Annotated in this window: 22 protein-coding genes; 5 read left to right on the top strand and 17 right to left on the bottom strand. The window is 66.2% G+C overall.

From position 1 onward, the window contains the following. The first annotated feature begins 218 nt into the window (after positions 1-218). Positions 219-1460, top strand: a complete 1242-nt coding sequence (locus tag NG698_RS12125; protein ID WP_252609985.1) for an MFS transporter — start codon at positions 219-221, stop codon at positions 1458-1460. A gap of 76 nt (positions 1461-1536) precedes the next feature. On the opposite strand, the gene ftsY is transcribed toward NG698_RS12125, so the two are convergent. The 7 genes from ftsY to coaD all read right to left on the bottom strand — a co-directional run bounded on the left by ftsY (position 1537) and on the right by coaD (position 9641). Then, positions 1537-2745: a signal recognition particle-docking protein FtsY gene (gene ftsY, locus NG698_RS12120; protein WP_252566025.1), complete on the bottom strand. Its 1209-nt coding sequence runs from the start codon at positions 2743-2745 to the stop codon at positions 1537-1539. Positions 2746-2801: 56 nt separating this feature from the next. Further along, the gene (gene smc / locus NG698_RS12115; protein ID WP_252609983.1) at positions 2802-6392 is read right to left on the bottom strand and encodes a chromosome segregation protein SMC; all 3591 of its coding nucleotides are present in this window, start codon (positions 6390-6392) and stop codon (positions 2802-2804) included. 141 nt (positions 6393-6533) lie between these two features. Further along, positions 6534-7481, bottom strand: a complete 948-nt coding sequence (gene mutM, locus NG698_RS12110) for a bifunctional DNA-formamidopyrimidine glycosylase/DNA-(apurinic or apyrimidinic site) lyase (RefSeq protein WP_252609981.1) — start codon at positions 7479-7481, stop codon at positions 6534-6536. Between the two features lie 8 nt (positions 7482-7489). Next, positions 7490-8230, bottom strand: coding sequence for a ribonuclease III (gene rnc, locus NG698_RS12105; RefSeq protein ID WP_252609978.1), 741 nt, complete (start codon positions 8228-8230; stop codon positions 7490-7492). A gap of 21 nt (positions 8231-8251) precedes the next feature. Then, positions 8252-8455, bottom strand: coding sequence for a 50S ribosomal protein L32 (gene rpmF, locus NG698_RS12100; RefSeq protein WP_009356569.1), 204 nt, complete (start codon positions 8453-8455; stop codon positions 8252-8254). 36 nt (positions 8456-8491) lie between these two features. Further along, positions 8492-9016 (bottom strand): YceD family protein, encoded by a 525-nt coding sequence (locus NG698_RS12095; protein ID WP_082576166.1) that lies wholly within the window; start codon positions 9014-9016, stop codon positions 8492-8494. Between the two features lie 124 nt (positions 9017-9140). Beyond that, positions 9141-9641 (bottom strand): pantetheine-phosphate adenylyltransferase, encoded by a 501-nt coding sequence (gene coaD / locus NG698_RS12090; protein WP_141140891.1) that lies wholly within the window; start codon positions 9639-9641, stop codon positions 9141-9143. A gap of 43 nt (positions 9642-9684) precedes the next feature. Here coaD and NG698_RS12085 point away from each other — a divergent pair, with 43 nt between their 5' ends. Together NG698_RS12085 and NG698_RS12080 are read left to right on the top strand one after the other, a co-directional pair. Continuing rightward, a complete protein-coding gene (locus tag NG698_RS12085) occupies positions 9685-10914 on the top strand; it encodes an aminotransferase class I/II-fold pyridoxal phosphate-dependent enzyme (RefSeq protein ID WP_252609976.1) in 1230 nt (409 codons plus the stop codon). Beyond that, a complete protein-coding gene (locus tag NG698_RS12080) occupies positions 10914-11702 on the top strand; it encodes a spermidine synthase (protein ID WP_252609974.1) in 789 nt (262 codons plus the stop codon). The genes NG698_RS12085 and NG698_RS12080 overlap by 1 nt, the downstream gene beginning before the upstream one ends. Positions 11703-11756: 54 nt before the next feature. Here NG698_RS12080 and rsmD read toward each other — a convergent pair whose 3' ends face one another. From rsmD to thiL, 4 genes are read right to left on the bottom strand one after another with little or no spacing between them, the layout of a single operon-like run. Then, complete coding sequence (rsmD, locus tag NG698_RS12075; protein ID WP_252609972.1) at positions 11757-12395, bottom strand: 16S rRNA (guanine(966)-N(2))-methyltransferase RsmD; 639 nt, start codon at positions 12393-12395, stop codon at positions 11757-11759. Positions 12396-12404: 9 nt separating this feature from the next. Further along, a complete protein-coding gene (locus NG698_RS12070; protein ID WP_252609970.1) occupies positions 12405-14687 on the bottom strand; it encodes an ATP-dependent DNA helicase RecG in 2283 nt (760 codons plus the stop codon). Next, the gene (locus NG698_RS12065) at positions 14677-15687 is read right to left on the bottom strand and encodes a DAK2 domain-containing protein (RefSeq protein ID WP_252609968.1); all 1011 of its coding nucleotides are present in this window, start codon (positions 15685-15687) and stop codon (positions 14677-14679) included. The genes NG698_RS12070 and NG698_RS12065 overlap by 11 nt, the downstream gene beginning before the upstream one ends. Positions 15688-15709: 22 nt before the next feature. Continuing rightward, positions 15710-16750 (bottom strand): thiamine-phosphate kinase, encoded by a 1041-nt coding sequence (gene thiL / locus NG698_RS12060; RefSeq protein WP_308293033.1) that lies wholly within the window; start codon positions 16748-16750, stop codon positions 15710-15712. 122 nt (positions 16751-16872) lie between these two features. On the opposite strand from thiL, the gene NG698_RS12055 reads away from it, so the two are divergent. After that, positions 16873-17376: a DUF3515 domain-containing protein gene (locus NG698_RS12055; protein ID WP_252609965.1), complete on the top strand. Its 504-nt coding sequence runs from the start codon at positions 16873-16875 to the stop codon at positions 17374-17376. Between the two features lie 76 nt (positions 17377-17452). Here the strand turns inward: NG698_RS12055 and NG698_RS12050 are convergent, their stop codons facing one another. The 6 genes from NG698_RS12050 to leuC all read right to left on the bottom strand — a co-directional run bounded on the left by NG698_RS12050 (position 17453) and on the right by leuC (position 23981). After that, entirely contained in the window at positions 17453-18601 is a 1149-nt protein-coding gene (locus NG698_RS12050) for a D-alanine--D-alanine ligase family protein (protein ID WP_252609963.1), read from the bottom strand. A 2-nt stretch (positions 18602-18603) separates the two neighbouring features. Beyond that, positions 18604-19653 carry an NAD(P)H-dependent glycerol-3-phosphate dehydrogenase gene (locus NG698_RS12045; RefSeq protein ID WP_252609961.1) on the bottom strand — a complete coding sequence of 350 codons (1050 nt, stop codon included), beginning with the start codon at positions 19651-19653 and terminating at the stop codon, positions 18604-18606. Then, on the bottom strand, positions 19653-20420 hold the full coding sequence (locus NG698_RS12040; protein ID WP_058932093.1) for a lysophospholipid acyltransferase family protein: 768 nt from the start codon (positions 20418-20420) through the stop codon (positions 19653-19655). The genes NG698_RS12045 and NG698_RS12040 overlap by 1 nt, the downstream gene beginning before the upstream one ends. Before the next feature lie 10 nt (positions 20421-20430). Continuing rightward, positions 20431-21756, bottom strand: coding sequence for a UDP-N-acetylglucosamine 1-carboxyvinyltransferase (murA, locus tag NG698_RS12035; RefSeq protein ID WP_056349177.1), 1326 nt, complete (start codon positions 21754-21756; stop codon positions 20431-20433). A gap of 158 nt (positions 21757-21914) precedes the next feature. Beyond that, complete coding sequence (gene leuD, locus NG698_RS12030; protein WP_252609957.1) at positions 21915-22517, bottom strand: 3-isopropylmalate dehydratase small subunit; 603 nt, start codon at positions 22515-22517, stop codon at positions 21915-21917. A 9-nt stretch (positions 22518-22526) separates the two neighbouring features. Continuing rightward, positions 22527-23981, bottom strand: coding sequence for a 3-isopropylmalate dehydratase large subunit (gene leuC / locus NG698_RS12025; RefSeq protein ID WP_252609954.1), 1455 nt, complete (start codon positions 23979-23981; stop codon positions 22527-22529). A gap of 113 nt (positions 23982-24094) precedes the next feature. On the opposite strand from leuC, the gene NG698_RS12020 reads away from it, so the two are divergent. Further along, positions 24095-24814, top strand: a complete 720-nt coding sequence (locus NG698_RS12020) for an IclR family transcriptional regulator (RefSeq protein ID WP_058932091.1) — start codon at positions 24095-24097, stop codon at positions 24812-24814. Positions 24815-24848: the final 34 nt, after the last annotated feature.

Here is a 24848-nt window from a genome sequence, read left to right as displayed (position 1 = left end):
TCCTCCCTATGATCGATGCTGCGGAATGCTCCGCCTTACTAACGCCTTTTGCGTCCTGCATCGAGTCTGTCGCTGCCGTGTTTCGCCCGCGGAGGATTTACATTGCTGGCTTGTTACAAGAACCTCCCGGAAGTAAATGGTGCATATCTGGCTTGTTACGGTTATGTTTCACCATTGCCGCCGACCCTCGGCTGCCTACCTTGCAAGGAACCCGCCCCATGACGGCACCATCACGCGTGAGCCGCGCCACAACGCGGATCTTGTCCGTTATCCGCCCGCAGAAGCCCACGCTTCCGCGCGACATCAAGGTGATGCTCGCTGCGGCGTTCCTGATTGCCCTCGGCTTTGGGCTGGTGGCACCGGTCTTGCCGCAGTTCGCCACCACTTTCGACGTCGGGGCAACAGCGGCCGCCGTGATCGTGAGCATCTTCGCCTTTATGCGGCTGGTGTTCGCACCGGCCGGCGGGGCCTTGATCGGACGATTGGGTGAGCGGCCGGTCTATGTGGCGGGGCTGCTGATTGTGGCGGTATCAACCGCGGCGTGCGCTTTTGCCCAGGACTATTGGCAGCTCCTGGTCTTCCGGGGGCTCGGCGGCGTGGGCTCGGTGATGTTCACGGTGGCCTCCATGGCCCTTGTGGTGCGGCTGGCGCCGCCGGAAAGCCGGGGCAGGATATCCGGCGCTTACGCGTCCGCGTTCCTGATCGGCAGCGTCCTGGGCCCGGTGGTAGGCGGGCTGCTCGCCGGATTCGGCTTGCGGGTGCCGTTCCTTTGCTACGCCGCCGCGCTGATCCTTGCTGCCGCGGTGGTGCAGACCCAACTCAGCCACGCGCCGTCCGCGGACCGGTCCACAGTGGGCCGCGCCCCGGACATGCGCTTCGCCGAGGCCTGGGGAATTGGTGTGTACCGCTCGGCGTTGCTGTCCAGCTTCGCCAACGGCTGGGCCACATTTGGTGTGCGGATGGCCACCGTCCCGCTGTTTGCCGTTGCTGCGCTGGGTGCCGGTCCCGAGGCCGCCGGCCTTGCGCTGGCCGTTTTCGCCGCGGGCAATGCCGCCGCACTGACATTCTCCGGCCGGCTGGCGGACAGCCTGGGCAGGCGGCCGTTGATGGTCGTAGGGCTCCTGGTCGCCGGGCTCGCCACGGCCGCCATCGGCTTCACGTCCCACCTGGGCTGGTTCCTCGCCGCATCGGTTGTGGCCGGGGTGGGGTCCGGCCTGCTGGGACCTGCCCAGCAGGCCGCCGTCGCGGATGTCATTGGCAATGAGCGGTCCGGCGGGCGGGTCCTGGCGGCCTACCAGATGACCTCGGACGTCGGGGCCATTGCCGGACCGGTGCTGGTGGGCGTCCTGGCGGACCGGCTGGGCTACGGCTGGGCATTCGGCGTCACCGGCGGTGTGCTGGTGCTCGCGGCGGCCTGCTGGTCCGTGACGCGCGAGCCGCTGAAACGCGTCGAGGGGTGAGGTCCCGCTGCTCAAGCCTGTGCTTAGCGGCGGGAACTCACCCCTCGTTGGTGTCGACCCGGTGTAGACCCGGTCCCTAGTTCAGCAGGGCGTCGACAAAGCTTTCAACTTCGAACGGAGCCAGGTCGTCGGCGCCTTCGCCAAGACCGATCAGCTTGACCGGCACGCCGAGTGATTTCTGGATGGCCACCACGATGCCACCCTTGGCGGTCCCGTCCAGCTTGGTCAGGACAATGCCGGTGATGTTCACTACCTCGGAGAAAACGCGGGCCTGGTTCAGGCCGTTCTGGCCGGTGGTGGCGTCCAGCACCAGCAGAACCTCATCCACCTCGGCCAGCTTCTCGATGACGCGCTTGACCTTGCCGAGTTCGTCCATGAGGCCGGTCTTGTTCTGCAGGCGGCCCGCCGTGTCAATCATGACAACGTCGACTTCCTGCTCAATGCCCGCCTTGACCGCCTCATAGGCGACGGACGCCGGGTCCGCGCCGTCGACGTCGGACTTCACCGTGGGAACACCCACACGCTGGCCCCACGTGGCCAACTGCTCCGCGGCTGCCGCGCGGAACGTGTCCGCCGCGCCCAGCAGGACGTCCTTGTCCTCGGCAACGAGCACGCGGGCGAGCTTGCCCACGGTGGTGGTCTTGCCCACGCCATTGACGCCTACCACCAGCACGACGGCCGGCTTGTCCGCGTGCCGGTCGGTGCGCAGGGCGCGGTCCATGGTGGGATCCACGAGCTTGATCAGTTCCTCGCGGAGCAGTGCCTTGACCTGCTCAGGGGTCCTGGTGCCGAGCACTTTCACGCGCTCCCGCAGGGCGTCGACCAGCTGCATGGTGGGTTCAGTGCCGAGGTCGGCCAGCAGGAGGGTCTCCTCCACTTCGTCCCAGACGTGTTCGTCGATCTTGTCGCTGGACAGCAACGCGAGCAGGCTCTTGCCGAGGATGTTGTTCGACCGGACCAGTCGCTCCCGGAGGCGGGTCAGGCGGCCGGCGACGGGAAGGGGCGTCTCAACCTGGATGGTTTCCAGGCCCGCCACGTCATCAGGTACATCGGTGACTTCGAGGTCTTCGAGGTCGACGCCGGCGGGGGCGTTGGGCTCGGCGGGAACCACGGGCGCGTCCTCGAGCAGTGTTCCCCCGCCTTGCGGGGTGGCAGGATCATTGGCGTCGCGCGTCCCGGGGTACTGGGTGATGTTCTTCCGCGTCTTCAACAGGACCGGGATCAGCCCGCCAATAACCGCCAGGGCAGCAACAATGGACAGAATAATGGGGAGGATGTCATTCACTCCCCTAGCTTCTCACAAACGCGGCAGGCGTTCGGGGCGGCCACCTGCCGCGGATGCTAGACGTCGGCGCCCAGCCGCTGGCTGATGACGGTGGACACGCCGTCCCCGCGCATGGTGACGCCGTACAGCGCATCAGCCACTTCCATGGTCCGTTTCTGGTGGGTGATCACGATCAGCTGGCTCGACTCCCGGAGCTCTTCGAAGATGGTGATGAGCCGGCTGAGGTTGGTGTCATCAAGGGCCGCTTCAACCTCGTCCATGACATAGAACGGCGAGGGGCGGGCTTTGAAGATAGCAACCAAAAGGGCGACGGCGGTGAGGGACCGTTCGCCTCCTGACAACAGTGAGAGGCGCTTGATTTTCTTGCCGGCAGGTCGCGCTTCGACCTCGATTCCGGTGGTGAGCATGTCCGAAGGGTCCGTCAGCACCAGCCGGCCTTCGCCGCCGGGAAAGAGGCGTTCAAAGACGTGGACGAACTGGTCCCGGGTGTCCTCAAAGGCCTCGGTAAAGACCCGCTGGACCCGGTCATCCACTTCCTTGATGATGTCCAGCAGGTCCTTACGGCTGGATTTCAGGTCCTCCAACTGGGTGCTGAGGAACTGGTGGCGTTCCTCCAGGGCCGCAAACTCCTCCAGCGCCAGCGGGTTGACCTTGCCCAGGGCTGACAGGTCCCTCTCGGCTTTCCGGAGGCGCTTCTCCTGCTCCTCCCGGACAAAGGGCTTGCCTTCGGGGACCGGTGTGCCGTCGTCGTCCACGGGTGTCCGCAGTGCCGCCCATTTGTCCCCGCTTTCCTCCGCGGGCACGGGCACGGGAACGTCCGGGCCGAAGTCCGCCACCAGCACGTCGGGGGTGATCCCGAGTTCCTCGATGGAACGTGTTTCCAGGGCTTCAATCCGTGCCCGCTGCTGGGCGCGGGCCAGTTCGTCCCGGTGAACCGAGTCGGTCAGTTCCCCCAGCTCACGCGCCAGGGTGTCATTGGTTGTCCGGGTCGCCAGCAGCGCACGGTCCCGCTCTTCCCGGTTCTCTTCGGCGAGGTCACGTTCATGCCTGGCCAGCTCAACAGAAACATCGATGAACCGGATTGCCAGCTCCACCGCAGCGGAGACGGCGGCCGCCCGTCTGGCCTGGATCCGACGGCGGCGCGCCCGTTCGGCAGCCTCTTCACGCGCCCGTCGTTCGGTGGCCGCCGCCCGCTCCAGCGAGAGAACCCGGTTGCGGGTGGCGGTCAGCTGCTCTTCGGTGCTGCGCAGCGAGAGCCTCGCGTCCATCTCCGCAGACCTGGCCAGGGATGCGGCCAATGCGAGCGCATCGCGCTGTTCGGTGGAGGGTTCCTCTTCGGCCGGCGCCTCCTGCGCCGCAGCCAGCCGCGCCGCAACGGCGGCGAGCGCCTGTTCCGCGGTGACAACATTGCCCTCGGCCCTGGCCAGCGAAGCGGCCAGCCTGTCGCTTTCGCCGACGGCGCTGCGCAGAACGGAGTTCAGGTGGCCGAGCCTTTCGGCCACGGCCGCGAGCCGGGCGTCAGAATCGTGCAGGCGGTCCAGGGCAGCTTCTGCCCTCGACAGCGCCTCGGCGCGCCGGACCTCGGCGCCTGCCAGGGCGAACCTGTTCCGTTCCAGATCCGCGGTGACAACGGCCAGCCGGGCCTCAGCGTCGTCCACGGCGGCCTGCACCTCAAGCAAGGACGGCGCCTTCGCCGAGCCTCCAGTCACTGTGAGGGCGGTAAACACGTCCCCGGCCCGGGTCACGGCTGTCAGGTCCGGGCGTTCGGCAACCAGCAGCCCCGCACCATCCAGGTCTTCAACAACTGCCACCCCGGTCAGGAGCGCGGCCACGGCGGGTGCGGTCACGCCCCCGCCGGATGCCAGGTCCACAGCCCAGCGTGCGCCTGCCGGCAAGGGTACGCCCGTGCCGGAGTCTGCGTCCCGCAGGGGCACAGCAGACGCCAGCAGCAGGGAGGCACGCCCCGCATCGTCGTCCTTCAGAAGTTGCACCACGACGGCGGCCACGGCTGGATCCCGGACCACTATCGCTTCGGAGGCGTCGCCCAGCGCCGCGGCAATCGCCGTCTCATAACCCGGCTGAATGGTGAGGCCCGAGGCAAGCGTGCCCACAACGCCATCCAGCCCGGAGTTGAGGGCGTGCGCCGCGCCGTCTTTTCGGTTCAGGCCGAGCTGCAGTGCGTCCCGTCGGGCCACGAGGGCGTCACGTTGGCGCACAGCTTCTCCCCCTGCGGAGGTCAGATCGGCAATGTCCTGGACGACGGCGTCGAGCTCTGCGCTGGCGTCCTCGTAGTCGGCGTCGAGGCTTTCCTCCCCCTCTTCGACCCCCGCCACCTGGGTTTCCAGGGCGGTGAACTCCGACTGGGCCCGGCGGCGGCGTTCCTGTCCGGCGGCGAGTGATTCCCGCAGCCTGCCCAGCTCGGCCTGCGCTGATTCAACCCGCGATCTTGCCGCACCAACTTGTCCGGCAAGTTTCGCCAAGCCCTCGCGCCGGTCCGCTGCGGCCCGCAGGACGGCAGTGAGCCTTTTTTCCTCGGCAGACGCCTCGAGTTCGGCCCCGGTCTTCGCAGCCGTCGCTGAGTCCAGCGCACTGCGCCGGTCCAGGATGTGGCGCTCCAGCTCCGTCAGCTCATCCCTGACCCGGACGGCCTGCCGTTCCAGCTGCTCAGGATCCCTGCCCGAGTACGGTTCAGCATCAACGGCACCCAGCAGCCGGCCGCGTTCCTGGGCCAGTGAGCCCAGCGAACGGAGCCGTTCCCTGGAAGCGGAGAGCCGGTACCAGGTATCCCGCGCGGCGTTGAGCTTTGGCGTGGCCTCGGCGGCGAGCTGTTCCACAGCTGCCTGCTGGCGGCGCCCCTCCTCCAGCTGCTGCTCCACTACGGCACGGCGGGCCTTCAGCGCCGTTTCGTCAGCCACGTCCTGCTCGAGTGAACTCTGCTGCTGGACGAGGTCGTCGGCCAACAGCCGTGCGCGTGCGTCCCGGACATCGAACTGGACCCGCTGGGCGCGGCGCGCCACATCAGCCTGCTTGCCGAGTGGTGTGAGCTGGCGCCTGATCTCCCCCGTCAGGTCGCTCAGCCGTTGCAGGTTCGCCTGCATGGCCTCAAGCTTGCGGACCGTTTTTTCCTTGCGGCGGCGGTGCTTGAGGATCCCGGCCGCTTCCTCGATGAAGCCGCGGCGGTCCTCCGGAGTGGCGTGCAGGACCTTGTCCAGCTGCCCCTGGCCCACGATGACATGCATTTCCCGGCCCATACCGGAATCCGAGAGCAGTTCCTGGATGTCGAGCAGACGGCAGCTGGCGCCGTTAATGGCGTATTCAGAGCCCCCGGTGCGAAAGAGGGTCCGCGAGATGGTGACCTCGCTGTATTCGATGGGCAGCGCCCCGTCAGCGTTGTCGATCGTCAGGGACACATGGGCCCGGCCCAGCGGCGGCCGCCCGGAAGTCCCGGCAAAAATGACGTCCTCCATTTTGCCGCCGCGGAGCGTTTTGGCTCCCTGCTCCCCCATCACCCAGGAGAGGGCGTCCACCACGTTGGACTTGCCGGAACCGTTCGGCCCCACCACTGCCGTGACTCCGGGCTCAAAATCGAAGGTCGTGGCCGACGCAAACGACTTGAACCCACGGACGGTAAGGCTTTTGAGGTGCAAGGTGTTTCTGGTCTCCTGAATGGCTGAAGCGGCTGCTTTGCTGCCCCAAATCTACTGCGTCCCTGCGGGTTTCCACGGATTGCCGGGTGTCTGTCCCTGCACCGGGCAGCGCCCGATCATGGCCGGCAGGGCGACGGCGGCCTACCAGCGGCCGTTGCGCGGGCGCGGCTGACAGACCGGGCAGGTGTAGGACGAGCGGTTCATGAACAGCTCGCGGCGGAGTACGGAGTTAATCCCGACGGCGGCACAACGGCTGCAGGGTTTCCCTTCCCGCCCGTAGGCATTCAGGGAGCGGTCGAAGTAACCAGAGGCCCCGTTGACGTTGACGTACAACGAATCAAAGCTGGTACCGCCGGCGGCAAGTGCGTCCAGCATGACTTCGCGCGCGCTGGTGATGAGCCGTTCCGCGTCGCCGCGTCGCAGCGTATCGGTGGGCCTGGCGTAATGCAGTTTTGCCCGCCACAGGGACTCGTCGGCATAGATGTTGCCGATGCCTGATACGAGACCCTGGTCCAACAGGGCGCGTTTGAGGCCCGTCTTGCGCTTTCGCAGCCGGCTGTAAAAAAGGTCAAAGGAAAACGCCGGATCCAGGGGATCCCGGGCGATGTGGGAGGCTTCCTCGGCGATGAACGCAACGGGAGATTCCGCCTGGCCGCCCGGGCCGCCGTCGTCCGTGGGAACCATGCCGGTGACGAACAGCCCGCCGAAAATCCGCTGATCCACAAACCGGAGCTGTTCAGGCATACCGGCCCCGGGACTCAGGCGCAGCCTGACCTTGAGGTGTTTCTCGTCGGGCACGTCCGCGTCCTGCATCAGGAGCTGGCCGCTCATCCCGAGGTGGGCCATCAGTGCGACGGTGGGCGTGTCGGTGGCGCCGGGTGTCTCACACAGCGGCATCCAAAGGAATTTACCGCGGCGCACCACGTCCACAACCGTGGCACCCTGGAGGTTGCCTCTGAAATCCTCGGCGCCCAGGGCATGGCGGCGGAGCGAACGCGGATCCAGCACGTCCACCGATGTGATGGTCCGGCCGCGGACCCAACTCACCAGTCCGCGGCGGACTACTTCGACTTCAGGCAGTTCGGGCACGGCTCAGCCTAGACGCTGCGGGAGGACTCTGGTGATGCGTCCTCCGCCGCTGAGGCCACGGCGGCTCCCGCGCTTGGGGAGAGCTGCCGCCAGGCGTCCGCGGCAGCTTCCTGCTCCGCTTCCTTCTTCGAATGGCCCGACCCATTGCCATATGGCTTGCCCCCGATATTCAGGACAGCCGCGAAAGTACGGGCGTGGTCGGGCCCGTCCCCCTCAACGGCGTAGTAGATAGTGCCCATCTGCCGGCTGGCTGCCAGTTCCTGGATGCTGGTCTTCCAGTCCGTGCCGGCGCCGAGTGCGGCCGCATCCCTAAGGAGCGGCCCAATCAGGCGCATGACCAGCTGGCGGGCAGTCTCAATGTCGTTGGACACGTAAGTGGCACCAATGAGTGCCTCCATGGTGTCCGCCAGGATGGAGGCCTTGTTCTTGCCCTCGGTGAGCTTTTCGCCCTGCCCCAGGTAGATATAGTCCCCGATGCCCAGGCTGCGGCCGATGCCGGCGAGGGCGCGCGTGCTGACAACCGCAGAGCGGCGCTTGGCAAGGTCGCCTTCGGGCAGCGTGGGGTTGTCCCGGTACAGGGCATCGGTCACGGAGAAGCCCAGGATGGAGTCGCCCAGGAATTCGAGCCGCTCGTTGGTGGGGATGCCGCCGTTTTCGTAGGCGTAGGAACGGTGTGTGAGAGCAAGACGAAGCGTCCCGGCGTCAATGGAGACACCGAGACGCTTCAGAAGCTCTTCAGTTGAAGACATCATGTCAGCCCAAGCGGCCGATTAGACGTCTGCGACCTTGCGGCCCTTGTACTCAAGGAACAGCGCGGTGCCAGCCGAGTCGGTAACGACCTTTGCCTGGTGCGGCAGGCTGTAGGTAACCTGGCCGTTTTCGACAGTCTTCACCAAGTGGGGGGCAGTTGCCTTCCACTGGGAGCGGCGGGCGCGGGTATTCGAGCGAGACATTTTCCGCTTCGGGACAGCCACGGCTAACTCATTTCTCTCTAGACAAACACGTACAAATCAGTTTTGCCGGTCAGGCTTAGCCAAGTCGGCTAGGGCAGCCCAGCGAGGATCTACGATCTCGTGGTGATGCCCCGGCTCGTCTTCCAGGCGGACTCCACATTCGGAGCAAAGGCCCTGGCAGTCTTCCCGGCACACCGGCTGGAACGGCAGCATGGTTACAACTGCGTCCCGCAACACCGGCTCAAGATCGATGACATCGCGCTCGACTCGATATTGCTCTTCTTCGTCTTCTTCGTCCGAAAGCACAACGCCCTCGTAGAAGAAAAGTTCTTGCACATTGACCTCAAGGTCATACGCAAGGGGATCCAGGCATCTGCCGCATTCGCCTTTTACTTCGGCGACTGCGGTTCCTGATACCAGGATTCCTTCGTGTACGGCCTCAAGCCTCAGATCCAGCTCGATGTCCGAGCCTTCCTGAACGCCAATGAGTGCCACACCAAGATCACTTGGTGCGGGTACATGTTCCTTCAGTGTCCGCATGCTGCCCGGGCTGCGCCCGAGATCCTTGACGTCGAACGCCAAGGGCGAACTAGCATCTCGTTTAATGAGAACTCCTGTTGAACATATGACCGACGTACCATCTTAGCCTGAAGAACCGCAGGGACTCAAACCAGGCGACGGACGGCCGTCGAAGTACCGGACTAGCCTACCCTCTTGCCGGCTGATCGGGCGCAGACCCGCCCGCGAGCAACCTTTTATGTACCGACCGGGGCACATAGTCGGACACGCTGCCACCCAGGCCGGCCACCTCTTTGATCAGGGTGGATGACAAATGCAGGTAGTGCGCCTCCGCCGGCAGGAACACCGTTTCCACGCCGCTGAGCTGGCGGTTCATCGTTGCCATCGGAAGTTCGTAGTCGAAGTCTGAGGATGAGCGGAGACCTTTGACGATCGCGGAGACACCGCGCTGGCGGCAGTACTCGGCCAGGAGACCGTCGCCCACCGGTTCCACCACAATGCCTTTGAGGGATGCCAGGGTTTCGCGCGCCATATCCAGACGGTCCCCCAGGCTGAACATGTACTTCTTCGCATAGTTGGTCGAAACCGCCACGATCACCTCATCGAAGAGGCCGGCGGCACGGGCGATGACCTCGAGATGGCCGTTGTGAATGGGGTCAAAGGATCCGGGGCAGACAGCGCGTCTCATGCACCGAACCTACCGCATGGGACGGCCGGGATACCATGACTGGATGCATCCACCACGGGACCTTTCCATGCCCACCGTGCCTGCCCCGTGGCAGCGCACCGCCTCAGGCGCCAATCTGCTGGGACCTGCCGGCCAACTGGGCGTCACCATCTTCGAAGAGATGACCACGCTGGCGGCGCAGACCGGCGCCATCAACCTCGGGCAGGGCTTTCCTGACGAGGACGGACCGCGGGAAATCAAGGCGGCAGCGATGGCCGCGATCGAAGCCGGGGCCAACCAGTACGCGCCCGGCAAGGGCATCCTGGAACTGCGTGAGGCCGTGGCTGCCCACCAGGAGCGGTTCTACGGGCTGGCCCCGGACCCGCACACAGAGGTCATCATCACTACCGGCGCCACAGAGGGGATCGCCGCAACGTTGCTGGCGTTCGTCGGCCCTGGCGATGAGGTGCTGACGTTCGAACCGTTTTATGACTCGTACGGCGCCGTCATCGGCCTGTCAGGGGCCACTCACGTCACCGCCCCGCTGCTGGCTCCCGACTTTTACCCGGACATGACGGCCATGGAGGCGGCCTTCACCGACCGCACCAGGGTGGTGCTGTTGAACAACCCGCACAATCCCACCGGTGCCGTCTTCCCCCGCCATGTTCTGCAGCGCGTCGTTGAGCTTGCCGCAAAGCATGACTGCCTCATCATCACCGACGAGGTGTACGAGCACCTCACCTTCGGCGCCAGGCACATTCCTGTCGCCACCCTGCCGGGTGCAGCGGAGCGGACCATCACCATCTCGTCCGCCGGAAAGACCTTCTCCTTCACTGGCTGGAAGATCGGTTGGCTGACCGGCCCGGACCATCTGGTGGCGGCTGTCCGGACGGTCAAGCAGTTCCTGACTTACAGCTCCGGTACACCGTTCCAGGCGGCCATTGCGACCGGCCTCGCACTGCCGGATGAGTTTTACCAGGGCGTTGCGGCCACTCTCCAGAAAAAACGGGACATCCTCAGCGAAGGCCTTCGCGCCGCAGGATTCGACGTTTACACGCCGCAGGGAACCTATTTCGTCAACGTGGATACCGCACCCCTCGGCATTGGCGACTCCGTGGACCTGGCCCGCAGGTTGCCCGGACTGGTGGGAGTGGCCGCGGTCCCCGTCCCCGTGTTCTGCCACCCGGAGGGCGCGGAACGGACACGGAGCCTGCTCAGATTCGCGTTCTGCAAGAAAGTGGAGCTCCTCGAGGAGGCCGCCGCCAGGCTGGCGACCCTCCGCGGAAAGCTCTGATGGCGGAGCCCGACGGCACACGTTCCACGCGGTTCCTGCGGACCACGGGACAGCACGCCTCCATCGAGCCCGATGCTTTCACCGACGGCGGCTACGTCCTGAGGATCGGCGGGGCCGAGCAGTCCCATGTTAACCTGGCGCATCCCGAGGAGATCTTCTACGAGTACCTGCGACGGATCGGCCACATTGTGGACCTCGCCGCTCCCGAAGGCCGGCCAATCACCGCGCTCCATCTTGGGGCCGGAGCCCTGACCCTTGCGCGCTACATCCAGGCGACGAGGCCCGGATCCGTCCAGTATGCGGTGGAGCTGGAACGCGAGCTCCTCGACTTTGTCCTGCAGCAACTCCCCCTGCCTGACGGTACCGAGCTGCACACCGTCATCGGCGATGCCCGAGACGCCCTGGCGGACCTGAACGCGGAACTTCTGTTCGACGTCGTGATCCTGGACATCTTTTCGGGTCCGGAAGCCCCGGCCCACATCGCCTGCGAGGAGTTCTACCAGGAGACGCGTGCACGCCTTGCACCGGAAGGCTTGCTGATCGTCAACGTGGGCGATGAACCCGGCCTGACCCTGGTACGAAGCCAGGCCGCCGCCATGCGCCGCGCCATGACCGACGTGGCGGCCTTCGCCGAAACCGGGATGTTCGCGGGCCGCTACCCCGGCAACATCATCCTCGCCGGAACGCAGGCGCCCTGGCCCGAAGCCTGGTCAGCCGAATTGACGGCACGCGGCCCCCACCCCGCGAAGGTTCTCGCCGGCGTGGACCTGGATAGGCTGGCCGGCTGAGCCGCAGACTCCCCGCCGTCCCAGGCGTCCCAGGCGTCCCAGGCGTCCCAGGCCCTAAACCTGCTTCGGCGGCTGCTCCTCAATAACAACGTCCGGCGTGATGGCGTCCGGCGTGATGGCGTCCGGCACAAATGGCTCCGCGAACCAGAGCCGCGTTTCGCCGTACTTCTTCTCGGCAAACCGTTCCAGGCCGGCGGGCCAGAACGGCTCCGGTGAACGCGAGGACCGCTCCACCACTACCACGGCCGCCGGAGCCAGATGATCGGCGAGTTTGCCCAGCACCGCCGACAGGGCAGGGTCATCCAGCGGATACGGCGGGTCCAGGAACACCAGGTCCCAGCTGGCCGTCTCCGCCGTGCGCTCCAGGAAGGACTCCACCTTGGACCGGTGGACCGTCACTGCCTTGCGGCCCAGCACGCCGTTGATCAGGTCCGCGTTGCGTTGGCACACGGAACTGGCCTTGGCATCGAATTCCACGAGGTCGACGGCCTCAGCGCCCCTGCTGCTGCTCTCCACGCCCAACGATCCGGACCCTGCGTACAGGTCCAGGACCCGGGCGCCGGCAATGATCCCGAATGCGTCGAGCCGGGAGAACAGTGCTTCCTTCACGCGGTCGGTAGTGGGCCTGGTCAGGGAGCCGGGGACGCTGACCAGGGGGGTCCCGCCTGCGGCGCCCGCGATGATGCGGCTCATGGCCGCCTCCTATCCGCGCTCAAGGAACGCCTCCTTCTCGGGGTTCAAGTACTCGTCAATGGCCTCCGCCAACCGCGGATGCCGCGCCAGGGCCGGATCCGAGCCCACAATTTCCTGGGCGTCCTGGCGCGCCTGCGCAATGATGTCCTCGTGTTCCAGCACGCGCAGCAGTTTCAGGGTGGAGCGGCCGCCGGACTGCGACGCGCCCAGGATGTCGCCCTCGCGGCGCAGCTTCAAGTCCTCCTGCGACAGTTCGAAGCCGTCGGTGGTTGCCTCCACGGCATCGAGCCGGCGCCGGCTCGGGTGCCCGCGTTCGAGGTTGGTGACGAGCAGGCACGTTCCGGGAAGCCCGCCACGGCCCACCCGGCCGCGCAGCTGGTGCAGCTGGGAAATGCCGAAGCGGTCGGCGTCGAGGATCACCATCAAGGTGGCGTTATGGACGTCGACGCCGACTTCGATAACGGTGGTGGAGACCAGGAGCTTGGTCCGGTTGGCGGTGAAGTCGGCCATCGCGGCGGATTTCACTGCGGTGTCCAAACGGCCGTGCATTGGCCCAAGGGGCACACCGGCCAGAGCCGGCACCTGCTGGAGATGTTCGACGACGGCGGTCACCGACGCGAGCTCCCGCGCAGCGCCGTCGCCCGCCAGGTCAGCCGCGGAAGGTTCCGCTTCCCCCGGGCTGAAGTCGCCGTCGTCGTCCGTTCCGATCCTGGGGCACACCACATACACCTGATGACCGGCGTCGATCTCCTCACGGGAGCGGGACCAGATGCGGTCTGCCCAGCCGGGGTTCTCGGCGAGGCCCACCACATGCGTGGAAATCGGCGCCCGGCCGGCCGGGAGCTCGTCCAGAACGGACGTTTCGAGGTCGCCGAAGACCGTCATGGCCACGGTGCGTGGAATGGGCGTGGCCGTCATGACCAGCAGGTGTGGCGGTTTGTTGGCCTTTGACCTGAGGACGTCCCGCTGCTCCACACCGAACCGGTGCTGTTCGTCCACCACGATCAGGCCAAGGTCGTAGAACGCTACGTTGTCGCTGAGCAGCGCGTGCGTGCCGATCACAATCCCGGCGGCGCCGGATGCGGCGTCCAGCATGGCCCGTTTCCGGGCGCCGGTGGGCATGGAGCCGGTGAGGAGGGCGACCTGCACCGCCCCTTCGGCCAGGCTGCCCAGCAGCCCGTCCGCGGACAGCATCGGGTCACGGGACAGGGAGCCCAGGGTCCGCCGGATGGATTCGAAGTGCTGGGCGGCGAGGACCTCGGTGGGCGCCAGGAGGGCCGCCTGCCCGCCGGCATCCACTACCTGCAGCATGGCCCGCAGCGCGACGATGGTCTTGCCCGAGCCGACCTCACCCTGCAGCAGCCGGTTCATGGGGCTGTCCTGCGCCAGCTCCGTGGCCAGCGTTTTTCCGACGGCGGCCTGGCCGCCGGTGAGCGTGAAGGGCAGCTGCCTGTCGAACGCCGCCAGCAGCCCGTCCGTGGCCGGGCGCCGCGCCGTGGCTTCCTCGGCCGCAAGCTGGGCACGGCGCCGCGCCAAGGCCGCCTGCAGGACCAGGGCCTCCTGGTAGCGCAATCGCTCCTGGGCCTTCATCCAGTCAGCCTGCGATTCCGGCCTGTGGATGAGCCGGTAGGCCTCGGCCACGGGAAGGAATTTCTCCCTACGGGCCACCGCCTCCGGCAGCGGATCCGGCAGGGCATCCAGATCCACGGTTTCCAGGAGCGTGGCGATGACTTTCTGAATCGACCAGCTGGTGAGCTTTGCGGTGGCCGGATAGACCGGGATGGGCATCGCGGCGAGCTTTTCGGGGTCCATGACCGGCATGTCCGGGTCCTCGTCGAGGAGGTGGAAGTCCGGGTTGGTCAAGCCCAGGGACGCTCCGTAGCGCGTCACCTTGCCGGAGAACATCACGCGCCGGCCCGGCAGGAGCTGCGCCTGTGCCCGGTGTCCGCTAAAAAAGGTGATCTTGAGCGTGCCGTGCCCGCTGCCGGGGCCTACCGCGGAAAGGCGCGGACGGCCGTGGGAGGCGGCGTCGTCGGTGATCACAACGTCGGTGATGGAACCACGGCGCGTATGCATCTTGCGCGTGCTGTTGGAGAGCACCCGCGCAAAAAGCGTGACCTCTTCATCCAGCGGCAACTCGCTGATGGGCGTCAATTCACCCCGGTTCAGGTAGCGGCGCGGGAAGTAGTTCAGGAGGCCGCCGACTGTGGCGATGCCCAGGTGCTTCTCAATGGCCGACGCTGACCGCTTTCCGATCAGGCGTTCCAGGCCCAGGTCCAGTTCAGCGTTCATGCCCACTGGAGTTCACCGGAGCTGGTTCGGGTTCGCGGGCCAGGGCGAGTTCGCTGACCGAAATGTCGCTGGGCTCGCCGAGGGAACGGATCAGGGCCACCGCGGGTGCGGCGTCGGGGACGTGGACATGGACGCGCCACCGGTAGCTGCCTTCAGCATCGGCCAAACTGTCCACCTGGCTCATGATGACGGACTCGCCGACCTCGTCGAGCCGCTGGCGCAGCGTGGCCGCGCTGAGCGGCGAAAGGCTGATGGTGCACATGACCTCAACGCCGTCGTCAGCCGGCATGTCAGCGTGGATGTGGGGGTCCTGGACGTCGAAGCCGTGCAGCCCGTCGAGGAGTTCGCCCTGCAGTTCTTCGCCCAGGACGGCGGAGCGGAGGCAGTCAAGGATGAGCAGCATGCCAACGCCCCCGGCATCGACAACATGCGCGGCTTCAAGGGCTGCCAACTGGCTCTCGGTGCTGACAACTGCTCTCAGCGCACCGTTGACGGCAGCGTCGAGGGCTTTGCCCAGGGCCTGGTTGCTGTCGTCGCCGTTGTGGCCGGCGTCCACTGCCGCGGCGGCCCGTGCGGCGGCTTCCATCACCGACAGCATGGTGCCGGGGACGGGATCGCTCAACGCGGACCACGCCCGGATCTGGGCGCGGTTCAGCGCGGCGGCCAGGAGGGTTGACGTCAGTCGGGTGTGACCGGCCAGGGGTTCAGCCGCGGCGCAGAGAAAGACCGAGAAGAGGGTTCCGGAATTGCCGCGGGCCTGCTCCATCGCGGCCCTTCCGGCACGCGCCAGCACCGCTCCGACATCCGCCTGGCCGGCGTCAGCCGGGACTGCCGCGCCTTGGCCCGCCGGGCCGCTGTGCAGGGCACGGGCGGCCGCCCGAACGGTGAGGTAAAGGTTGGTGCCGGTGTCACCGTCCGCCACGGGGAAAATGTTGATGGCATTGAGGCGGTCGCTGTGGTTGGCAATGGCGGTTTCAGCCTTGTCCAACCACCGCTTCATCGCTTGCGCGTTGGCGGCAACCTTAGTCTGCAAAGTGATCCCATCCCCCGGTGCCAACGGCGTGGCCCGCAATTGTGACGCCCGGAAGTGTGGCGCTTCCCAAGGCTTGTACTGAGCCTATCGCAGTGAATCCGGCAGGCAGCTGAACGCCGGCCGGGAATGTGGCCAGCAGCCCGTGGTCCTCTCCCCCGCCCAGCACCCAGGCCATGGGGTCAGCTCTGAGAAGGTCCGACGCCGGGCGCAAGGCTTCCGCGAGAGGTTTCAGTGCGGCGGGGTCAAGGTCCAGGACAACCCCACTGGCCGCGGCGAGGCGGCCGCCGTCGCGCACCAGGCCGTCCGATATATCCAGCATGGCAGTGGCTCCGGCTGACCTGGCCAGCGGCCCCGCGGACAGTGGCGGCCGTGGCCTGCACTGCACTTCCACGAGCGCCCATTGCGCGGGCACCAGGGATTGCACAGCAGCCTCTGCTTCCAGGAGCGCAAGCCCGGCCGCGGCCCTGCCCACCGTACCGGCCAGGGCCACAACGTCGCCGGTACGGGCCCCCGACCGCAGGACCGCGTTGCCGCCAGCCAATGAGCCCAGCACGGCGACCGTCACGGAGATTTCCCTGCCGCGGCCCAAATCGCCCCCAGCCACCGAACAGTCTGTTGCCCCGAGTTCCCGGATTCCCGCAGTCAGGCCGTCGGCCAGGTCCGCCACCCAGCTGACAGGGGTGTCGGGCGGCAACGTCAGGCTCACCACCAGCGACGTGGCCACGCCGCCCATGGCGTTGATATCGCTGAGGTTCTGGGCCGCCGCCTTCCAGCCGACGTCGAAGCCCGTGGTGCGGTACCCGCTGGGCCATTGGAGCCGGAAGTCCTGGTCCTGCACCTGGGTATCGATGCTGATTACTGTCCTGCCATCCGGAGCGGCGATAATGGCGGCATCGTCGCCCGGGCCAAGCAGGGTTGCCGAACTGTACGTTCCGGCCATTTCCAGCCGCGGAAAGATCCGGGCCAGCAGTTCGGCTTCGGACAGCGCGGCGACAGTCAGCGTTTCTTCAGTCAACGGAATTTCAGGCACGCCCCTACGCTACAGCGCGGCACCGACATTGCTGGTCCGCCCCTTGTTGTAGAGATCCTCGCGACGGACGTCCGGTCCTTCCTGCGTCCCGCTCCATACGGCGGCGACGCTAGGCTGGATGGATGCGCAATCCCCGTTTTCCCTTGCCTGTCAGCGTGTCCGGAATCCTGCTGACCGCGGCCCTCACTGCAGCCGCTTTGTCCGCCTGTGCCCCGACTGTGGATGTCACCGCCGCAGGCGACGCGGCGAACCCGGCCTGCGCTCCGATGATGGTGGCCCTTCCTGACGCCATCGGCGATGCTGCCCTGCGGAAAACCAACAGCCAGGCCACCGCCGCCTGGGGGGACCCGTCTCAGGTGATCCTGCGCTGCGGCGTCAACGCTCCTGGCCCGACGACGGACCGCTGCGTGAGTGTCAACGGCATCGACTGGGTCATCAAGGAGGGCGACCCGATCTACACGCTGACGACATTCGGCCGCGAACCTGCTACCGAAGTCCTGATGGATCCGGAGGTCATCAGTTCAGCGACCGTCCTGGCTGATCTCTCCGCCGCGGCCGCAAAGATCCCGGCCAGCCGGAACTGCGTGGGTCAGGAAGACCTGCAGAGCCTGCCGTCCAGTCAGTAGGGTCCCGGTGGTGGGCCCACGCCGGCAGGGTTCCCTGGCCGAAGCGGAGCGAGGTTAGGGTGCCGGTGGGGACCGGTCAGCGCAGGCCGGTCTTCCGGTTCAAGGCCAGATGGATCAGCTCATCAATCAGGTCCGCGTAGTTCAGGCCTGATGCTGCCCACATCTGCGGGTACATGCTTTTGGGCGTAAACCCGGGCATGGTGTTGATCTCGTTGATGATCAGTTCGCCGTCGGGCGTGTAGAAGAAGTCCACTCGGCTCAGGCCTTCGGCACCCACAGCGTCGAAGGCAGCTGCTGCGAGTTCCCGGACCCGCACGATGGCTTCGTCGGGAATGTCGGCGGGGCAGCTCAGCGCGGCGGCGTCGTCCTCAACATACTTCGCGTTGAAATCGTAGAATTCGTGCGTTCCGGCGGCGACGGAAATTTCGCCCGGCATGGACGTCCGGGGGGAATCGGTCCCGCGTCCTTCCAGGACCGCGCACTCAATCTCACGCCCTACGATGCCAGCCTCGATGACCAGTTTGAGGTCGTGGCGCCGGGCTTCCTCGACGGCGGCGTCGAGTCCCTCGAGGGAGTCCACCTTGGAGATCCCCATGGACGAACCCGCCCGCGCCGGCTTGACGAACACAGGAAAGCCGAGCTGGTCCACCTGCTTGCGGACGGCCTCCGCGTCCTTGACCCACTGGCGGTCCGTGACGGCAATGTAGGGCCCCACGTGCAGCCCGGCGGCCTCGAACACAACCTTCATGTAGTGCTTGTCCATGCCCACAGCCGACGCAAGCACGCCGGCGCCGACGTAGCGCGTGTCGGACAGTTCCAGGAGCCCCTGGATGGTGCCGTCCTCGCCAAAGGGACCATGGAGAAGGGGAAAAACGACGTCCACGGTTCCGAGTTCCTGCGGGACCTGGTTCGGTGCGGCGACGATCAGCTGGTGCTCGCCGCCGATCTCGGCGAGCGTCACGGTTTCCGACGACGGCGGGACCTCCGGCAGCGACGACGCGGACAGCGACCATTGGGCGGTATCCCCCGCGGCCAGCACCCATTGCCCCGATTTGGCGATGCCGATGGGGATGACATCGTACTTGTCTTTGTTGATGGCGCCCAGGACGCCGGCAGCGGTCACGCAGCTCACGGCATGCTCGCTGGACCGGCCACCAAAAAGCACCGCGACGCGGGGTTTGGCCCGTGGGGCTTCATCCGCTGCGGTCAGGTTTTCATCGGACATCGTCAGTAATCGCCTTCGGGTTTCAGGTCCCGGGCCAGCAGCAGCGGCCCCAGTTGGTCAACGGACAGTTTGCCGGCCAGGACGGCAACGACGGCGGCGGTGATGGGCATCTCGACGCCCAGTTTCCCCGCTAGCTCGTGCACGGCCTGGCCGGATTTGATGCCTTCGGCTGTTTGGGTCATCTTCAGTGCCAGCTCGTCAAGAGTGAGTCCCTGGCCCAGCAACCGGCCAGCCGTATGGTTTCGCGACAGAGGCGAGGAACACGTCGCCACCAGATCCCCCAGGCCCGCCAGCCCGGCCATGGTCCGTGCCTCGCCACCAAGGGCAAGGGCGAGCCTGGATGTTTCGGCCAAGCCTCGGGTGATCACGGAGGCCTTGGTGTTGTCCCCCATCTGTTTACCTTCACAGATGCCCACGGCCAGCGCTATGACATTCTTGACGATGCCGCCAATTTCCACACCGACGACATCCGCCGTGGTGTACGGACGGAAGTACGGTGCGGTGCAGCTCCTCGCGATCCAGCCCGCGGCCGCCGCATCGGAACAGGCCACCACAGAAGCAGTCGGTTCCTCCCGGGCGATCTCCATGGCCAGGTTGGGACCGGAAACCACGGCAATGCGGTCCTTGGGAATCCCCAGTTCGTCGCTGATCACCTCACTCATCCGGGAGTCCGTGCCGAGCTCCAGGCCCTTCATCAGGGACACCACCACGGCGTCAGCGGCGATCAGCGGCTTCCATTCACGGAGCTGGAGTCGCAGTGACTGTGCAGGAACGGCCAGGACCACCAGGTCCGCGCCCGCCAGCACCTCGCTGACGTCTGTGGACGCTGTGATGCTGGGCGGCAGCTCTGTGTCCTTCAGGTACTGGACGTTTCGGTGCGTGCTGTTGATCTGCTCCACCACTTCGCTGCGTCGGCCCCAGATCCGGATGCTCCGCTGTTCCCCCGCTGCCCGAGCCGCATCGGCGAGGATCTTGGCGAACGTGGTACCCCAGGAACCGGCGCCCAGGACGGCGACAGACCGGGCGGAACCCTGACGGCTTCCGTCAGCCATCAGGTGGCATCCGCAGCGTCGTCAGGATTTTCCCGCACAACGAAGCGACCGTGCGTGGCTTGATTGTGCTTGGAAGGGTCCCAGCGTTCAGCGGGCGGCTCCTCCCCGCGGATGTCGGCCAGCAAACCGGTCACGGCATCCATGATCTTCTCGGTGGCCGCGGTCAGCGTTGCTTTGTCCAGTGGCCGGCCCATGAACTGGCTGAGGTCAACGGGCTTGCCCACCATCACCCTGGACGTCCTGCGCGGGAAAAGGTGGAACCGCTTCGCATAACGCGGGAACACCTCATGGGCGCCCCAGTGCGCGATCGGTACCACGGGAATGCCGCCTTCCAAGGCAAGGCGGGCAGCGCCGGTGTGGCCCTTCATCGGCCACAGCGCGGGATCGCGGGTGAGTGTGCCTTCGGGGTAGATGATGATGGCCCCGCCGTCCGCCACAATCTCCTGGGCGAGCTGCAGCGAGCGGTTCGCTCCCGCCGTCGAGCGTTCCACCGGGATCTGCCGGGTGGCCCGCAGGACCGCGCCCAGGACGGGAACCTTGAACAGCCCGGCCTTCGCCAGGAAGTGCGGGGCGCGGTTCTGGTTGTAGAGAATGTGCCCCACGATCAGCGGATCGATTTCCGTGCAATGGTTAGGCGCGGCAATAAACCCGCCGGCGGGGAGGTTCTCGAGGCCTTCCCACTTCTTGTTCATCATTGCGTTCAGCACCGTGCGCACTATGGCCGCGACCACAACGAATGTGGCCTGGCTCTTGGCCGTTTCCTTCACGTACCCACCGCTACTTTGTCGAGGTGATGTCGAAGTCGGCGCCGAGGCCGGACAGCTTTTCGGTGAAACGTTCGTAGCCGCGGTTGATGATGTCGATCCCGGTCACGCGCGACGTGCCCGAAGCGGCCAGCGCCGCGATCAGGTGGCTGAAGCCGCCACGCAGGTCCGGTACGTCGATGTCGGCGCCCTTGAGCTGGGTGGGACCGGAGATGACGGCGGAGTGGAGGAAGTTGCGCTGGCCGAAGCGGCACGGCACGCTGCCCAGGCACTCGCGGTGCACCTGGATGCTCGCGCCCATCCGGATGAGCGCGTCGGTGAAGCCGAACCTGTTTTCATAGACGGTCTCGTGAACGATCGACACGCCTTCGGCCTGGGTCAGGGCCACCACCAGCGGCTGCTGCCAGTCGGTCATAAAGCCGGGGTGCACATCCGTTTCCAGGACCAGAGGGTTGAGCTTGCCGCCCCGGTGGTAGAAGCGGATGCCGTCCTCGCCGATGTCCATGCCGCCGCCTACCTTCCGGTAGGTATTCAGGAACGTCATCATGTCCCGCTGCGAGGCGCCTTCGACGAAGATGTCACCGCGGGTCACCAGTGCTGCCGAAGCCCACGACGCCGATTCGTTGCGGTCCGAGAGGGCACGGTGGTTGTAGCCGCCCAGGTCCCGGACGCCTTCAATGCGGATGGTCCGGTCGGTCTGGACGCTTATGATGGCGCCCATCTTCTGCAGCACTGCGATGAGGTCGATGATCTCAGGTTCCGTGGCAGCGCCGGAAAGCTCCGTGATCCCTTCGGCGCGGGTGGCGCTGAGCAGCACCTGCTCCGTCGCACCCACCGAGGGGTAGGGCAGATTGATCTTGGCGCCATGCAGGCCCTTGGGCGCAGAGATGTGGATGCCGCCCGGGCGCTTTTCCACCACGGCGCCGAACTGGCGGAGCACGTTCAGGTGGTAGTCGATGGGCCGGTCACCGATCTTGCAGCCGCCAAGGTCCGGAATGAAGGCCTCACCGATCGCATGGATCAGGGGTCCGCAGAGCAGGATGGGGATACGCGAATCACCGGCGTGGGCATCGATCGCCGTGCTCGGGGCGGTTTTGGCCGCCTTCGGATCCAGGGTGAGGTCACCGCTGACGGGATCCTTGACCACCGTCACTCCGTGCAGCTGCAGGAGCGAGGTGACAACCTCGACGTCCTTGATCTCCGGAACGTTCCGCAACACCGACGGCTCGTTGCCCAGTAATGCTGCCACCATGGCCTTGGGAACAAGGTTTTTGGCTCCCCGGACGCTGACGCGGCCTGTAAGCGGGACTCCGCCGCGGATTGTCAGAACACTACTCATATACCGGTTTCCTTACGATTACTCGCCCCAAAATCCTTGCAAAGGCTCCAGCTAAGCATAGGAGGTTGCGTTACCGAACCGAAATACGGGCGCCGAAAGCCTCCGGCGCGGCGCTGTACAGGCGGCTCCGTCCGGGGCGGGAAATTCCGCGCTCCCGCTCAGGAAAGGCGGGCCGGAAGCGTTTTGGGCATAAAGGCCGGACGGGTGGCCTCGAAGGCGGTGATGTCCTCTTCGTGCTGGAGCGTCAGGCCAATATCGTCCAGGCCTTCCAGGAGGCGCCAGCGTGTGTAATCGTCGATTTCAAAAGGCGCGACGATACTGCCGCAGATAACAGTCTTTGAAACGAGGTCAACGGAGACTTGGGTGCCTGGTGCGTTTTCCAGTTCTTTCCAGATCAGCTCGATATCGTCCTGGGCGAGCTCGGCGGCCAGCAGCCCCTGCTTGCCGGAGTTCCCACGGAAAATATCGGCGAAACGTGAAGACAGGACCGTCTTGAAGCCGTAGTCCTTCAAAGCCCAGACGGCGTGTTCACGGGACGAACCGGTACCGAAATCCGGGCCCGCCACCAGAACGGAGCCGGCGTTGAACGGCGCCTGGTTCAGGATAAAGGCCGGGTCCTTGCGCCAGGCGGAGAACAGTGCGTCCTCGAAGCCGGTACGGGTGATCCGCTTGAGGTAGACCGCGGGGATGATCTGGTCCGTGTCAACGTTGCTCTGGCGCAGCGGGACGCCGATGCCGGTGTGGGTGGTGAACTTTTCCATGGCGGCCTCCTAGGCTGCGTCGGTGCGGATGGCGGCGGATTCGGGGGCCGGATCGAGATCCGACGGCGAACTCAGGGTGCCACGGATGGCCGTGGCCGCTGCCACCACAGGCGAGACCAGGTGGGTGCGGCCGCCCTTGCCCTGCCGGCCTTCGAAGTTACGGTTGGACGTCGAGGCGCAACGCTCCCCCACCTCGAGCTGGTCCGGGTTCATGCCCAGGCACATCGAGCAGCCGGCGAAGCGCCACTCGGCGCCGAAGTCCTTGAAGACCTTGTCCAGGCCTTCGGCCTCTGCTTCCAGCCGCACGCGGGCCGAACCGGGTACCACCAGCATCCGGATGTTGGGGTCCTTCTGGCGCCCGCGGATGATGTCCGCAGCAGCCCGGAGGTCCTCCATGCGCGAGTTGGTGCAGGAGCCCAGGAAGACCGTGTCCACCCGGATGTCTTTCATGGGCGTACCGGCGGTCAATCCCATGTACTGCAGGGCGCGTTCGGCGGCAGCCTTGGCGTTTTCGTCGCCGAAGTCCTCCGGGGACGGCACCTTGGCGGAAAGCGAAACACCCTGCCCTGGGTTTGTGCCCCAGGTGACGAACGGCTCCAGCGTGTCGGCGTCCAGGGCCACCTCGACGTCGAACGTGGCGTCGTCGTCGGTCCTCAGCGTGTTCCAGTACTCGACGGCGGCATCCCACTCGGCGCCCTGTGGCGCGTGCGGGCGGCCATTCATGTAGTCGTAGGTGATCTGGTCCGGGGCCACCAGGCCGGCGCGGGCACCGGCTTCGATGGACATGTTGCAGATGGTCATGCGGGCTTCCATGGACAGCGCGCGGATGGCGGAACCGCGGTATTCCAGGACGTAGCCCTGGCCTCCGCCGGTGCCGATCTTGGCAATCACGGCCAGGATGATGTCCTTGGCGGTAACGCCCGGGCGCAGCGTGCCTTCGACGTTGATGGCCATGGTTTTGAACGGCTTCAGGGACAGCGTCTGGGTGGCCATGACGTGCTCCACTTCGGACGTGCCGATGCCCATGGCCAGGGCACCGAACGCGCCATGGGTGGACGTGTGGGAGTCACCGCAGACAACGGTCATGCCAGGCTGCGTGAGGCCAAGCTGCGGGCCAACCACGTGCACAATGCCCTGTTCCGCGTCGCCGAGAGAGTGCAGGCGGACGCCGAACTCCGCGCAGTTGTTGCGCAGCGTCTGGATCTGCGTGCGGCTGGTGAGATCGGCAATGGGCTTGTGGATGTCCAGCGTGGGAGTGTTGTGGTCCTCCGTGGCGATGGTGAGGTCCGGGCGGCGCAGCTTGCGGCCGGCCAGGCGCAGGCCCTCGAAGGCCTGCGGAGAAGTCACCTCATGGACAAGGTGAAGGTCAATGAAGAGGAGGTCGGGCTGGGCATTGGCTCCTTCGCCCTCGCCTTTGCGCACCACATGTGCGTCCCAGACTTTCTCGGCCAGTGTCTTTGCCACGGCCATCTCCCTTCACTGCTGTTTGGCTGTTTGGTTCCACTGAACCAGCAGGGCTGCATTTTGTGCCAGCCCAAAGATTTGCATCTCAGATAATGAGACGGCAATATCATTACATGGACAATTCTAGTGGAGTCGGTGTCATTGATAAAGCGGCCCATGTGCTTGATGCATTGGAGGCCGGCCCCACCACGCTGGCACAGTTGGTGGCCGCCACGGGCCTGGCCCGGCCCACGGTGCACAGGCTCGCCCTGGCCCTGATCCATCACCGGCTGGTAAGCCGCGACATCCAGGGCCGGTTTGTCCTCGGCAGCCGCCTGGTGGAGCTGGCCTCCGCCGCCGGCGAGGACCGTCTCATCGCTTCTGCCGGGCCGGTCCTGATGCAGCTGCGCGACGCTACCGGCGAAAGCTCCCAGATCTTCCGCCGCCAGGGCGAATGGCGTATTTGTGTCGCCTCCGCGGAACGCCCCATCGGCCTGCGCGACACCATCCCCGTCGGCACCAAGCTTTCCATGAAGGCCGGCTCCGCCGCCCAGGTGCTGCTCGCCTGGGAAGACCACGACCGGCTTCTCGAGGGCCTGCAGGCCGCCCGATTCACGCCCACCGTGCTGGCAGGCGTACGACGGCGGGGCTGGGGACAGAGCCTCGGCGAACGCGAGCCCGGGGTCGCCTCAGTCTCGGCACCGGTCCGGGGACCGTCCGGACGCGTGATCGCCGCGGTCTCGATCTCCGGCCCCATCGAGCGGCTCACCCGCCAGCCGGGCCGCCTCCACGCCGAGGTGGTTTGCAACGCCGCGCGGATCCTCACCGAGGCCCTGCGCAAGGGCAACGACTGAAGGCTCGCCTCCGTCCAGGCCTGGCTGCCCCCCG

The sequence above is a fragment of the Pseudarthrobacter raffinosi genome, assembly GCF_023913735.1.
Lineage (GTDB): Bacteria > Actinomycetota > Actinomycetes > Actinomycetales > Micrococcaceae > Arthrobacter > Arthrobacter raffinosi.
This window is presented reverse-complemented; position numbering and strand designations above follow the sequence as displayed.